12 protein-coding genes are annotated in these 13470 nt (G+C 70.2%); 9 read left to right on the top strand and 3 right to left on the bottom strand.

What is annotated here, in order from left to right; translation table 11 throughout:
* Window positions 1-2 precede the first annotated feature (2 nt).
* From OEIGOIKO_RS17960 to OEIGOIKO_RS17945, 4 genes are all read left to right on the top strand, one after another.
* Window positions 3-182 (top strand): hypothetical protein, encoded by a 180-nt coding sequence (locus tag OEIGOIKO_RS17960; protein ID WP_003982975.1) that lies wholly within the window; start codon window positions 3-5, stop codon window positions 180-182.
* A gap of 179 nt (window positions 183-361) precedes the next feature.
* On the top strand, window positions 362-826 hold the full coding sequence (locus OEIGOIKO_RS17955) for a BlaI/MecI/CopY family transcriptional regulator (RefSeq protein WP_246178046.1): 465 nt from the start codon (window positions 362-364) through the stop codon (window positions 824-826).
* A 9-nt stretch (window positions 827-835) separates the two neighbouring features.
* Window positions 836-1354, top strand: coding sequence for an amino-acid N-acetyltransferase (locus OEIGOIKO_RS17950; RefSeq protein ID WP_125054919.1), 519 nt, complete (start codon window positions 836-838; stop codon window positions 1352-1354).
* Between the two features lie 156 nt (window positions 1355-1510).
* Window positions 1511-1843 carry a histone-like nucleoid-structuring protein Lsr2 gene (locus tag OEIGOIKO_RS17945; protein ID WP_030025331.1) on the top strand — a complete coding sequence of 111 codons (333 nt, stop codon included), beginning with the start codon at window positions 1511-1513 and terminating at the stop codon, window positions 1841-1843.
* Here the strand turns inward: OEIGOIKO_RS17945 and OEIGOIKO_RS17940 are convergent.
* Window positions 1774-2472 (bottom strand): SCO3374 family protein, encoded by a 699-nt coding sequence (locus OEIGOIKO_RS17940; RefSeq protein ID WP_246177390.1) that lies wholly within the window; start codon window positions 2470-2472, stop codon window positions 1774-1776. The genes OEIGOIKO_RS17945 and OEIGOIKO_RS17940 overlap by 70 nt on opposite strands.
* Window positions 2473-2981: 509 nt before the next feature.
* Here OEIGOIKO_RS17940 and OEIGOIKO_RS17930 point away from each other — a divergent pair.
* Entirely contained in the window at window positions 2982-5501 is a 2520-nt protein-coding gene (locus tag OEIGOIKO_RS17930) for an ATP-dependent Clp protease ATP-binding subunit (RefSeq protein ID WP_031005653.1), read from the top strand.
* A gap of 437 nt (window positions 5502-5938) precedes the next feature.
* Here OEIGOIKO_RS17930 and OEIGOIKO_RS17925 read toward each other — a convergent pair whose 3' ends face one another.
* Complete coding sequence (locus OEIGOIKO_RS17925; RefSeq protein ID WP_246177389.1) at window positions 5939-8608, bottom strand: NACHT domain-containing protein; 2670 nt, start codon at window positions 8606-8608, stop codon at window positions 5939-5941.
* A 521-nt stretch (window positions 8609-9129) separates the two neighbouring features.
* Here OEIGOIKO_RS17925 and OEIGOIKO_RS17920 point away from each other — a divergent pair.
* Window positions 9130-9819 (top strand): M23 family metallopeptidase, encoded by a 690-nt coding sequence (locus OEIGOIKO_RS17920; RefSeq protein WP_125054918.1) that lies wholly within the window; start codon window positions 9130-9132, stop codon window positions 9817-9819.
* A 36-nt stretch (window positions 9820-9855) separates the two neighbouring features.
* Here OEIGOIKO_RS17920 and OEIGOIKO_RS17915 read toward each other — a convergent pair whose 3' ends face one another.
* Window positions 9856-10434 carry a TetR/AcrR family transcriptional regulator gene (locus tag OEIGOIKO_RS17915; protein WP_125054917.1) on the bottom strand — a complete coding sequence of 193 codons (579 nt, stop codon included), beginning with the start codon at window positions 10432-10434 and terminating at the stop codon, window positions 9856-9858.
* A 145-nt stretch (window positions 10435-10579) separates the two neighbouring features.
* On the opposite strand from OEIGOIKO_RS17915, the gene OEIGOIKO_RS17910 reads away from it, so the two are divergent.
* From OEIGOIKO_RS17910 to OEIGOIKO_RS17900, 3 genes are all read left to right on the top strand, one after another.
* On the top strand, window positions 10580-12199 hold the full coding sequence (locus OEIGOIKO_RS17910; protein ID WP_125054916.1) for an MDR family MFS transporter: 1620 nt from the start codon (window positions 10580-10582) through the stop codon (window positions 12197-12199).
* Window positions 12200-12488: 289 nt separating this feature from the next.
* Complete coding sequence (locus OEIGOIKO_RS17905; RefSeq protein WP_125058763.1) at window positions 12489-12893, top strand: helix-turn-helix transcriptional regulator; 405 nt, start codon at window positions 12489-12491, stop codon at window positions 12891-12893.
* Window positions 12894-12948: 55 nt separating this feature from the next.
* Window positions 12949-13404, top strand: a complete 456-nt coding sequence (locus tag OEIGOIKO_RS17900) for a VOC family protein (RefSeq protein ID WP_125054915.1) — start codon at window positions 12949-12951, stop codon at window positions 13402-13404.
* The last annotated feature ends 66 nt before the right edge of the window (window positions 13405-13470 follow it).

Genomic DNA, 13470 nt, shown 5'->3' with positions numbered 1-13470 from the left:
TCATGGATTACGTCGCAGCGCTGGTACCGCCCGTGGTGATGGCCGTGGCGTTCGTCGCGCTCATCGTGACGATCGTGAAGAGCCAGGGTGGCGAGAACAAGTCCAAGGAGGACGCGGCGGTCGACGCCGCGCTGGCCCGCGCCGAGGGCGCCCGCCAGGAGCCCAAGGCCCACGGCGCCTGACCGGCGCCGGCCGGGTCCGTCCCCGGCCACCCGCACCCGTCCGTACGGCCCGAGATTGCACATCTCGGGCCGTACTGCCTTTTTCCGGGTAAATCAACCGGGTAAGAACCGGCATTCGCGACATCTCCCACTATTGTGCTGGTGTGCCACGACGCTTGGGTGATCTGGAAGACGCGGTCATGACGCGGGTGTGGGAGTGGAACCGCCCGGTCACCGTTCGGGAAGTCCTGGAAGATCTGCAGAAGGAACGGTCGATCGCCTACACAACGGTGATGACCGTATTGGACAACCTCCATCAGAAGGGCTGGGTGCGCCGGGAAGCCGAAGGACGCGCCTATCGATATGAGGCGGTCTCCACTCGTGCCGCCTACTCGGCCGCACTGATGAACGAAGCGTGGTCCGCGAGTGACAACCCCGCGGCGGCGCTGGTGGCCTTCTTCGGGATGATGTCGCCGGAACAGCGGTACGCCCTCAGGGATGCCGTACGCATGGTGCAGGGCGACGAACCGGCGGAACCCGCACCGGCCCCGCCACCGGGCGGCCGCGCCGAACGCGAACCGCCCGTACCCCCGGAACAGGCCGAAGAGGGGGAAGCGGATGCGGGAGAAGTACCCGCGGCGGGATCCGGTGACCCGGGGCGATAGCGTCGCGCCATGCCGCCCCTGACTAATGGACTCACCGTCCGCCGTGCCCGGACCAGCGATGTACCGGCCGTACGCCGGCTCATCGACGCCTACTCCCCGGACGGCATCCTCCTCGACAAAGCCACCGTGACGCTTTACGAGTCCATCCAGGAGTTCTGGGTCGCCGAGCGGGACCAGGACGCCGAGGTCGTCGGCTGCGGGGCGCTGCACGTCATGTGGGAAGACCTGGCCGAGGTGCGCACATTGGCGGTGGACCCGCGGCACAAGGGCACCGGTGTCGGCCACCAAGTCCTCGACAAGCTGCTGCGCACCGCGGGCTGGCTCGGAGTGCGGCGCATTTTCTGCCTCACCTTCGAAGTGGACTTCTTCGCCAAGCACGGCTTCGTGGAGATCGGTGAGACGCCCGTCGACGGCGATGTCTACAGCGAGCTGCTGCGTTCCTATGACGAGGGCGTTGCCGAGTTCCTCGGTCTCGAACGAGTGAAGCCCAACACCCTGGGCAACAGTCGGATGCTTCTGCACCTGTGATCAGCGTTCTATGTCCGAATCGCGCCCCTATCTCATAGCTGTGGAAGCAAGCGTTCCCCGGCCGCGGAGCAACTGAACCCTACCCAGGGGTTTGTGTTTTTCCCGGAAAAGCGGTTTGCTTTCCGTCGTAATCCGCATTCGATGAAAGGGAAACCGGTGGCACAGAAGGTTCAGGTTCTTCTTGTCGACGACCTCAACGGCGGCGAGGCCCATGAGACCGTGACGTTCGCCCTCGACGGCAAGTCCTACGAGATCGACCTGTCCGACGACAACGCGCACAAGCTGCGCGAGTCGCTGGCCGAGTTCGTGAAGGCGGGCCGCAAGACCGGTGGCCGTTCCGGTGGCCGCGGCAAGGCGCGCGCGTCTTCCGGCGGCAGCCCGGACACCGCGAAGATCCGCGCGTGGGCGAAGGAGAACGGCTACAACGTCAATGACCGCGGCCGTGTGCCCGCGGAGATCCGTGAGGCGTTCGAGAAGGCGAACGGCTGACCGCCGTACCCGCAATCCGTTTGTCTTCGAGCTTGACGGCCGCGCAGCAGACGGGCCCGGTGGCATTCCGTTGCCGCCGCGCTCACGAGTCGTACGAGGTCGGGGGCGCGCCCCTGGCGATCCGCGAGGGGACCACCGCGGCCCCCGTGCCCTGCCCCTGTCCCCGTGGTGGGCAGAGCCGCCTCGATCTCGCGTCCCGGCTCGGGAGGCCGCACCCACCCGGCGGCCTCCCGTGGGCCCGATCCGTACGGCCACCACGCCTGCGGTGACGGCGGCGGGGACGGCGCGGGCATCCGGTCCCCGGTGCCGCGTGCGGTCAGATCCAGCCCCAGCGAGCCCCATTCCAGCCATTCCAGAAGCTCCGGCAACTCCTCCGCGGCACCCGCGGTCACGAGGACGAGCATCCTGGGACCGGCGGAGCCGCTGCGGTCGATCAGTACGGGCCCCGTGGGGCCCACCCGTCCCAGTACGGCCCGGCCCGCGTCGGCCGGCAGGTCGAGGGCGTCGAAGCGCACCCCGGTCAGCAGCTCCACCGGCTCCGTGCCGGTGGTCGGCCAGCGCAGCTCGTCCTCGTACCACTGCCGTACGGCGGCGAGGGCGGGGCGGGAGCGCGGGAGCGCGACGGGCATACCGGGAGCAACTCGCGAAACCCCGAGAAGTTACGCTGGGTTGACATGCGGGTACGGACTGTCGCCACGGAAGGGGGCGCGCGGGGGTGTGACGGCGCATCGGGCGGCGCTCGGGTGTTCGCCCATAGCGGATGGAACGGGCCCGCGCCGCATGGACCGTCCGGGGCGGCGGGTAGGACATCCCCAGTGGGGAGAGACGGTGCAGCGGCGTGCGCAGCGCTTTTTCCGGAGTTGCGGCGGACTCCGGGCGGGCGTGTCGGTGAGGGGCGCGTTCGCCACGGGCGTACTGGCCCGGGGCGTATATGCCTGGCCTGCGGGAACATCGTCTCGCACCATCGGGTTGGAGCAGATGTCGGCTGTTCGGCAGCAGATTTCCCCGCCGTCGCGGGGGTGATCCGGACGGATGTCGGCAGTTGGAATGAGCTGTCCCGTCCCACGGGACTAGCATGCGGAAGGACAGGGAGGGGACCGACCCCTAACTGCCTGACCGCTCTGAGGAGCGATTAACGATGTTCGAGAGGTTCACCGACCGTGCGCGGCGGGTTGTCGTCCTGGCTCAGGAAGAAGCCCGGATGCTCAACCACAACTACATCGGCACCGAGCACATCCTCCTGGGCCTGATCCACGAGGGTGAGGGTGTCGCCGCTAAGGCCCTGGAGAGCCTCGGGATTTCGCTCGAGGCGGTCCGCCAGCAGGTGGAGGAGATCATCGGCCAGGGGCAGCAGGCCCCGTCCGGTCACATCCCCTTCACCCCCCGTGCGAAGAAGGTCCTGGAGCTGTCGCTCCGCGAGGCCCTTCAGCTCGGCCACAATTACATCGGTACGGAGCACATCCTGCTCGGCCTGATCCGCGAGGGCGAGGGCGTCGCCGCCCAGGTCCTGGTGAAGCTGGGCGCCGATCTGAACCGGGTGCGGCAGCAGGTCATCCAGCTGCTCTCCGGCTACCAGGGCAAGGAGGCCGCCACCGCCGGCGGCCCGGCCGAGGGCACCCCCTCGACCTCGCTCGTCCTGGACCAGTTCGGCCGCAACCTGACGCAGGCCGCCCGCGAGACCAAGCTCGACCCGGTGATCGGGCGCGAGAAGGAGATCGAGCGGGTCATGCAGGTGCTGTCCCGCCGTACCAAGAACAACCCGGTCCTCATCGGCGAGCCCGGCGTCGGCAAGACGGCGGTCGTCGAGGGCCTGGCCCAGGCCATCGTCAAGGGCGAGGTGCCCGAGACCCTCAAGGACAAGCACCTCTACACCCTGGACCTGGGCGCCCTGGTCGCCGGCTCCCGCTACCGCGGTGACTTCGAGGAGCGCCTGAAGAAGGTGCTCAAGGAGATCCGCACCCGCGGCGACATCATCCTGTTCATCGACGAGCTCCACACCCTGGTGGGTGCGGGCGCCGCCGAGGGCGCGATCGACGCCGCGAGCATCCTCAAGCCCATGCTGGCGCGAGGCGAGCTGCAGACCATCGGTGCGACCACGCTCGACGAGTACCGCAAGTACCTGGAGAAGGACGCGGCCCTGGAGCGCCGCTTCCAGCCCATCCAGGTCGCGGAGCCGTCGCTGCCGCACACCATCGAGATCCTCAAGGGCCTGCGCGACCGTTACGAGGCGCACCACCGCGTCTCCATCACGGACGAGGCCCTGGTCCAGGCCGCCCAGCTGGCCGACCGCTACATCTCCGACCGTTTCCTGCCGGACAAGGCGATCGACCTGATCGACGAGGCCGGCTCCCGGATGCGCATCCGCCGGATGACCGCGCCGCCGGACCTCCGCGAGTTCGACGAGAAGATCGCCGACGTGCGCCGGGAGAAGGAGTCCGCGATCGACTCGCAGGACTTCGAGATGGCCGCGGGCCTGCGCGACAAGGAGAAGCAGCTCCTGGCCGCGAAGGCGAAGCGGGAGAAGGAGTGGAAGGCCGGCGACATGGACGTCGTCGCCGAGGTCGACGGCGAGCTGATCGCCGAGGTCCTGGCCACGGCGACCGGCATCCCGGTCTTCAAGCTGACCGAGGAGGAGTCCTCGCGGCTGCTGCGGATGGAGGACGAGCTCCACAAGCGCGTCATCGGCCAGAAGGACGCCATCAAGGCGCTCTCGCAGGCCATCCGCCGTACCCGGGCCGGTCTGAAGGACCCCAAGCGCCCCGGTGGTTCGTTCATCTTCGCCGGTCCGTCCGGTGTCGGTAAGACCGAGCTGTCCAAGACGCTCGCCGAATTCCTGTTCGGCGACGAGGACGCGATGATCTCCCTCGACATGTCGGAGTTCAGCGAGAAGCACACGGTCTCCCGGCTCTTCGGCTCGCCTCCCGGCTACGTCGGCTACGAAGAGGGCGGCCAGCTCACCGAGAAGGTGCGCCGCAAGCCGTTCTCGGTCGTGCTGTTCGACGAGGTGGAGAAGGCCCACCCCGACATCTTCAACTCCCTGCTGCAGATCCTGGAGGACGGTCGCCTGACCGACTCCCAGGGCCGGGTGGTGGACTTCAAGAACACGGTCATCATCATGACGACCAACCTCGGGACCCGGGACATCTCCAAGGGCTTCAACCTGGGCTTCGCCGCCCAGGGCGACACCAAGAGCAGCTACGAGCGGATGAAGAACAAGGTCAACGAAGAGCTCAAGCAGCACTTCCGGCCCGAGTTCCTCAACCGTGTCGACGACACGGTGGTCTTCCACCAGCTCACCGAGGAAGACATCATCCAGATCGTCGACCTCATGATCGCCAAGGTGGACGAGCGCCTGAAGGACCGCGACATGGGCATCGAGCTCAGCGGTGAGGCCAAGAAGCTGCTCGCCAAGCGCGGCTACGACCCGGTGCTGGGCGCCCGCCCGCTGCGCCGGACCATCCAGCGCGAGATCGAGGACGCTCTCTCGGAGAAGATCCTCTTCAGCGAGCTGCGCTCCGGGCACATCGTGGTCGTCGACATCGAGGGCGAGGGGGAGAACGCCAAGTTCACCTTCCGCGGCGAGGAGAAGGCGGCCCTGCCGGACGCCCCGCCCGTCGAGTCCGCGGCCGGCGGCCCGGACCTGTCGAAGGACGCGTGACGGCCGCCGGTACGGACCGGGCGCCCGGCGCCTGACCGGCACGGCACATGACGCCGCGGCCCGGGACCTCTTCCAGGTCCCGGGCCGCGGCGTTGCCGTGTGCGGGCAGCCGTACGGGCGCTGCAGCACAGGGCGCGGAGTACGGGGTACGCGACATCCGCAGCCGTGCGCGGAAGTGTTTTTCCGTAGCGGGTGCGGACGGATATCCGTAACCGCCGGGATGCGGGGCCGTCCGCTCCGGTACGGCAGCGGCACCGGCTATTGCCCGGCCCTCCCGGGCGTAAAGGGAAAACGCCATTCCGGATTGCTCCGGCGGCATTGCGCGGGCGCCACCCGCCCGAATGCGCCCCGGGCAATTCTGCGGAACCGGGAAGCCGAAGGCCGACCGCCGGGCACGGCCCCGGTAAGACAGGCCCCTGGGCCGCAGAGCCGCGATTTCACAGCTCGACGACGCGGATTGCGTCCGGAACGCCGGTGACCCGCGGCAGCCGGCGGCTGATCCGCAGTTCCTCCAGCCGGGGGAACGCGGCCAGCCACTCCATCGAGGCCCCGAGGCCGTACGCCAGCCAGAGGCGGCGCAGGCCGTCCGCCGGGACGATGCCGTCGATCAGCTCGGCCACCGTGAACTCCCCGGCGACCTGGAGGTACGGCCGGCCGCCGAGGTCGCGCAGCGCGGACAGCTCCGCCACGTCCGCCGCGGGGAAGAAGAGCTGGTCCGGGTCCAGGTGGGCGATGATCTCCCGGGCGTAACGGGCGGTGTCGTACCGCCGCCAGGCACCGGCGAGCTGGGCCCGCACCGGGTGGTAGGCCCGCTTGCGCAGCCCGGTCAGGTAGTCGATCGCCATGTCGTCGGCGATGGAGGTGGCCGTGACGGCGAGCAGGTACGCCTCGCCGTCCGAGACCTCGGCCGGCTCCGGCAGCATCTCCAGGACGATCGGGCCGATCCAGCCCAGGGCGCGGGCTCCGGCCACGGTGCTGGGGCGGACCATGTCCCGGGTGAAGCGCCGCACCCGGTGGCGGACCTCCGGGTCGAGTTCGGCGGCGTGCTCCACACAGGCCGCGGCGAGCAGCTTGCGGTGCCGGGCCTCCGCGGCCCGGATGCCCGGGAGCGGGGCCAGCAGGCCGTTCAGCAGCGCCGCGCACTCGTCGGGCCGGGCCAGGGCCACGGCCATCCTGATGACGTCCTCCCACTCAGAGAGGTGGGCGTGGTTCAGCAGCAGCCCGAAGTCGTGGCGCTGGACGGTGGCGCGGGCGGCCAGGAAGTCCTGGAAGGTGCGGTGCACGAAGTCGACGGTGTTCGGGGCCGGTTCGCGCAGCAGCCCGGTGCGGTTGAGCAGGTGGCGGTAGATCTCCTCGGGACCGCCCTGGCGCGCGGCGTCGGGGATGGCCGGCAGGTGCTGGGCGAGGGTGTCGACGGCGATCTCGCGGTCCATCTCCGAGCGGCCGTTGACCAGCATCCAGTGCGCGATCTTCTGGAGCAGCTGGATCTTGGGCTGGCGTGGCAGGTCGATGCCGTCCGTGGTGCCCATCGCCCGCTCCCGGTCGCGCCGCTCCAGCAGCATCGACAGGGCGGCCTCGTACAGCTCCTTGCGGCCGTCGGGCAGGTAGCCGCGGCGGTCGCGGTGCAGCGCGCAGAGCATCCCGCACATCAGTGGGTTGGTGGCGAGCCGCCCCAAGTCGCGGGTGATGCGTACGGCGTTGAGGAGGGTGCGTTCGTAGTGGCCGAGGCGGTCCAGGTCGTCCGGCTCCTGCTGGGCCGCGGCGCGGTGCCAGCGCTGGATGAACGCGGCGATGTCCTCGCGGCTCATCGGGGCCAGCGACAGTTCGGCGAAGCCGTCGGCCGTCAGCCAGTCGGCGCGTACGGCGGAGGGGCGGGAGGTGACGATCCAGATGTTGCCCGGGTACAGGGCGGTCCAGTCCCGGAGCTTGCGCCGCAGCCGCTCACGCCCGTCCTCGGGGGCCTCGTCCACGCCGTCGATCAGCAGCAGCCCCCGGCCGGCCCGCAGGACGCGGTCGGCCCAGCCCGGCGGCTGGGCCTCGGCGCCCGGGTAGCCGACCGCCGCGAGGAAGTCGCCGGGGGAGGGCAGGCCGTGCCGGGCGAAGCGGCGTACCGGCAGGAGGAAGGGCACCCGGCCGTACAGGGCGCGGTGCAGCGGGGCGGGCAGTTCGCCGCGGGCGGTGGCGACGGCCAGCCACTGGAGCAGCGTGGTCTTGCCGGAGCCGGCCACGCCCCGTACGAGGATCCGGCACCGGCCGGACAGGGCGTGCTCGGCGGGCACGGCGGGCTCCGGAGGGCCGCCGCTGTCCACGGCGGGCGGCTCGGTCTCGCAGCGCAGGCCCAGGTAGGCGGCGTCCAGCGGCCAGCTGTCCGGGGAGTGCGCGAGATCGATGCCGAAGATGGTCAGGTGGTTGTGGAGGACGGCGGTGTCGTGGGCGTACCGCGTCTCGAAGCCGGCGTCCTCGGCGGAGCGGGACGGCAGCCGGGCGGCCAGCGCGCCGACGGCGTCGTCGAGCCTGCCGAGGGCGCGCCGGTTCTCGACGAGGGTGCGGGCGCCGAAGCCGGACAGCCGGGTGAAGAACTCCAGGACGTGCAGGGCCGCGGTGTGCAGCAGGATGCCGTGCAGCTCGGCGCCGTCGCCGGTCAGGCCGTGGGTGGCATCGGGCGCGGCGCGGCGCAGCTGCCGGGTGAGCGCGGCCGCCTCCAGCCGGGCGTCCTGCACGATCTCCAGGTCGAGGTCGCCGAGGGCGCAGAGCGAACGGGCGAGGGCGTCCGCCACGGCCCGGTCCTCGTCGGGGGCGACGGGCCGCTCCCGTGCCGCGCCGGTGGCGCCGGGCAGCGGGGTCACGGCCCGGTCGACGAGCTTGGCGGCGATGCGCCGTACGTCGCGCTCCCCGAGGGTGCGCTGCTCGCCGCGGAAGGAGACCAGGCCGCTGATCCGTAACGGGCGGTCCACCAGGAAGGCGCCGGGGCCGGGGCGGACCAGGAGCTTCCTGACGAGCGGGGCGACGACTTTCGGAAGGAGCCGGGCCGTGATGATCATCGGGTCCATGCGGTGATCCCCCATCACCTGGTCGACGCCGGCCGGGCCGGGCGCCGTGGACTTCAAGCCTAGAGGCGACGGGGCACCAGGGGTTGCCCGGCCGAGTGATGCCGTACGGGGGAGCGCATTCTTCCCACGGGGGCTTTGGTCCCGATACGGACAGGCGAAAGACCCCGCGGAAGACGGGGGAGAGCCGGGGCCCGGTGACATGACGCACAGGCCCTCGGGCGCCTACTACGCGGAATAGCGGGTGCTTCGCGAGGTGCGGCGGGCGGGTGCGGGCGTGGGGAGCGCCGTGGCGCGGCGAGGGGGTTTCCGGGGTGTTCGGCAACGTCGTACGCCGTAGCAAATCCCCAGCTCAGAGGGGCGGTGACGGGAGCGGCCGGCGGTCGGAGGAGAGCGGTGGCCGCAGGGTTTGAGGCCGGGTGGCGAGGGTAGTCGCGGGGGCTTATTTCCCCAGCTTTTGCTACGGGATGGGGTAGTAGAAAGGGGTATTGGCAGCATGTCGGATTCGGGTTACCAAGGTGGGGCGTTCCCGGACGACGGCCGGGGCGCGGCCCTTTCCCTTTCCCGGAGGTAGTCCCCGCATGTCGAAGCACCACCCCCTGCACCGCCTGACGAAGAAGTCCACTCTCCGTACCCGCGCCTCCGTGCTCGCGGCGGGCCTGGGCGTCTCCGCGGCCATGGGCGCCGGGGTGGCCATGGCCGCCGGGAACGACGCGCCGGCGATCGCGCTGGACGGCCTGGCGTCCGACGTCCGCTCCTCGGTGGCCGCGCAGGCCGATGCCCAGAAGAAGGCGGCCGAGGCGGAGCAGCAGGAGGCCGAGAAGGCCAAGAAGGCCGCCGAGGAGAAGGCCCGCTCCTGGGTGAAGCCGGTGGACGACTACAAGCTGGGCATGACCTTCGGGCTGGCGGGCAAGCACTGGTCCCACAACCACAGCGGTCAGGACTTCGTGGTGCCCAGCGGCACGGCCGTGCACGCCGTGCACGGCGGCACCGTCGTCAAGGCCGGCCCGAACGGCGGCGGTGACGGTCCCGCGTACGGCAACGCGATCGTGATCAAGCACGACAGCGGTACGTACACCCAGTACGCGCACCTGACCAGCACCGAGGTCAAGCCGGGCCAGAAGGTGGAGACCGGCCAGGAGATCGCCAAGTCCGGCAGCACCGGCAACTCGACCGGGCCGCACCTGCACTTCGAGGTCCGTACCGGCCCGAACTACGGCTCCGGTGTCGAGCCGACCGCCTTCCTGAAGGCGCGCGGCGACGGCGTGTGATCCCTGCCCGCGGCGCCACCGGTGCCGCGGGTGCCGTCAGCCGAGGCCCGGCGGCTGGGCGGCGGTGATCAGTTCGGTGGCGACCTCCAGGACGGCCTTGCGCTTGTCCTCGGGGTCGCCTTCGACGTTCTGCATGGCGAACAGGCCCGCGTGCATCGAGAAGATCGCGGTGATGCAGCGCACCTGGTCCGTCAGCTGCGCCTCCGGCTCCCTGAGCAGCCCGGTGAGCCGGAGCATCCGCTGCTTGAAGGTCTCCCCGATGCTCAGGTCCCGTACGGTCGCCTGGTTCTCCTGCATGAAGCGGAAGAGGGGCTCGGCGGAGCGCAGCGCCTCGCTGTAGCGGCGCAGCACCTCGTGCTTGGTCTCCAGGGTGCGCGGCTGCGCGGCGGCCCACTCGATCAGCTCGTCGATCGGCCTGGCCAGATCCTGGAAGAGGCTGATGACGATGTCTTCCTTGGTCTTGAAGTGGTAGTAGAGCGCCGCCTTCGTGACGTCGAGCCGCTCGGCGATCTCGCGCAGCGAGGTCTTCTCGTACCCCTGCTCGGCGAACAGCTCCAGGGCGACGTCCTGAATGCGCTGGCGGGTGTTGCCCTTGCGCGCGTGCGGTGTGCCCATGCTGCTGTTCTCCTGCGTCGGTCGTCCGGGCCGTGGCCGAGGGGGCCGTACAAAACTTACTTGACGCCCGGCTAGTTGCTGGCTACCTTACTGCACTGTACTGAACTAGCCGGGCGGCAAGTAAGTGGGAGAAGCGAAAATGGGGATGTCGCAGACGAAAGCGACCCCGACGGGGGAGATACCGAAACCGGCGGAATCCGGGGGGAAGCAGCCGGCCAGCGTCCGTGTGGTGCTGTTCGCGCTGATGATCGCGATGCTGCTCGCGATGCTGGACAACATGATCGTGGGTACCGCGATGCCCACCATCGTGGGCGAACTGGGCGGGCTGAGCCATCTGTCCTGGGTGGTGACCGCGTACACGCTCGCGACCGCCGCCTCCACCCCGATCTGGGGCAAACTGGGCGACCTGTACGGCCGTAAAGGCGTCTTCCTGACGTCCATCGTGATCTTCCTGATCGGCTCCGCGCTCTCCGGCATGGCCCAGGACATGGGCCAGCTGATCGGCTTCCGGGCCGTACAGGGCCTGGGCGCGGGCGGTCTGATGGTCGGCGTCATGGCGATCATCGGCGACCTGATCCCGCCGCGTGAGCGCGGCAAGTACCAGGGCATGATGGCGGGCGTCATGGCCGTCGCGATGATCGGCGGGCCGCTGGTCGGCGGCACCATCACCGACCACCTCGGCTGGCGCTGGAGCTTCTACATCAACCTGCCGCTGGGCGCGATCGCCCTGGTCATGGTGACCGCGGTGCTGCACCTGCCGAAGAAGCGGTCGCAGGCGCGCATCGACTACGTGGGCGCCGTACTGCTCACCGTCGGCATCACCTCGCTGGTCCTGATCACCACCTGGGGCGGTACGGAGTACGACTGGCTGTCGGCCCAGATCGTCGGGCTCGGCGCGGTCGGCGTGGTGGCCCTGCTCGCCTTCGTCCTCACCGAGACCAAGGTGCGCGAGCCGGTGCTGCCGCTGCACATCTTCCGCAACAACAACTTCAGCCTCGTCACGCTCATCGGCTTCCTGGTCGGCTTCGTGATGTTCGGGTCGATGACCTTCCTGCCGCTGTTCCAGCAGACCGTGCAGGGCGCCTCGGCCACCAACTCCGGGCTGCTGCTCCTGCCGATGCTGCTCGCGATGATGGCGGTCTCGCTGGTCGCGGGCCGGGTCACCACCAACACCGGCAAGTACAAGATCTTCGTGGTGGGCGGCGGCGCGCTGATCACCGCGGGGCTGGCGCTGCTGTCCCTGATGGACACCGGCACCACCCGCTTCACCTCGGGTGTGTACATGGCGGTGCTCGGTGCCGGCATGGGCTTCCTGATGCAGACCACGATGCTGATCGCGCAGAACAGCGTCGAGATGAAGGACATGGGCGTCGGCTCCTCGTCCGCCACCCTGTTCCGTACGATCGGCGGTTCCTTCGGTGTCGCGATCTTCGGAGCGATCTTCAACAACCGGGTGACGGACGTGATGACCGAGCGGCTCGGCGCCGCGGGCGCGGGCGCGGCCGCAGGTGGCGGGCAGATGGACCCGAAGGCCCTGGCCAAGCTGCCGGCCGCGGTCAAGGACGCGTACATGCACGCGGTCTCCGGTGGCACCCACCAGGTCTTCGTGTGGGGCGCGCTGATCAGCGTCATCGGCTTCGCCGCGGCCTGGTTCCTCAAGGAGGTGCCGCTGCGCGGCGGGCCTGCCAAGCCGGCCGAGGGCGAGGGGCCCAAGGACGGCGGGGAGGCCCCGGCGAGCAAGGCCCCCTTGGTGGAGGCCGTCTGATCCGGCACTGAATTCCCTGGTCAGTGGCCCCGGGCGTGCGCGTCGGGGGCCACTGGCGTGTCTGGGGGCAGGTCGCCGCCGGGCCGTTGTCAGTGGTGCGTGTCAGCATCGGAACATGAACGGCGACGGGGTGCGGGACGAGCGGAGGGCCGGGCGCGCGGGCGGCGGTGGCGCGGCCCCGGTGCCGTCGGTGTCCCCGGCTCCGTCGGTGCCCCCTGCGCCCTCGGCGTCCCCTGCGCCTCCGGTGCCGCCCGCGCGGCTGCGGCAGCTGCGGCCGGCGAAGGACGCCATGGACCGCGACTGGGCCTCGCCGCTGGACCTGGGCGCGGTGGCGGCCCACGCCGGGTATTCACGCTTCCACTTCATCCGGGCCTTCAAGCAGGTGTACGGCCTGACACCCGGCCAGTACCTGAGCCGCCGCCGCATCGAGCGCGCCGAGGAACTGCTGCGTACCGCCGATCTCTCCGTCACGGAAATCTGCTGGCTGGTCGGCTTCGGCAGCCTGGGCACCTTCTCCGCCCGGTTCAAGGAGCAGACGGGGCTGACGCCGAGCGCGTACCGCCGGCGGCATGCGGGACAGGGCGCCGGGCTGATACCGGGCTGCTACGCCCTGCTGTGGTCCGGCGGCTTCAAGTCGTTCGGGAACCGGGACGGGACGGCCCCGGCGGACCGCAATTTCCGAGAAGGCGGGTAGCGGACGCGCTGCCTACGGTGAACAGGACCGCGCGGAAAGGCAACGGAGGCACGTCATGATCAAGGGTCTCGCCATCACCACCGTCTGGGTCCTCGACCAGGACCGGGCGAAGGAGTTCTACACGCAGAAGCTCGGGCTGGAGGTCCGTACAGACATGCGGATGGGCGGCGAGGACGGGATGCGCTGGCTGACCGTCGGCGCCGAGGACCAGCCGGGGGTGGAGCTGACACTGATGGTCCCCGGCCCGCCCGGCATGGACCCGGAGTCCGGCGAGCACCTCAAGCAGTTGGTGAGCAAGGGGCTGATGGGCGCCGGGGTGCTGGCCACGGACGACGTCAAGGCCGACTACGCGGCCCTGAAGGCGAAGGGCGTGGAGTTCCTCCAGGAGCCGCAGGAGCGCCCGTACGGCACCGAGGCGATATTCCGCGACGACTCCGGCAACTGGTTCTCGCTGACCCAGCGCAGCGAGCAGCTCGACCTGGGCAAGGACTGGGGGGAGTGCGTGGAGTAGCCGGCGCACCGAGGACGGCGGGCCGGGGCCGCCGGGCGGCTGGGCAGGCCGGGGCAGCCGCTCCTC

Origin of the sequence: Streptomyces paromomycinus (genome assembly GCF_003865155.1) — a bacterium.
GTDB lineage: Bacteria > Actinomycetota > Actinomycetes > Streptomycetales > Streptomycetaceae > Streptomyces > Streptomyces chrestomyceticus.
The sequence above is the reverse complement of the archived record's forward strand: the minus strand, read 5'-3'. Positions and strand labels throughout refer to the sequence as shown.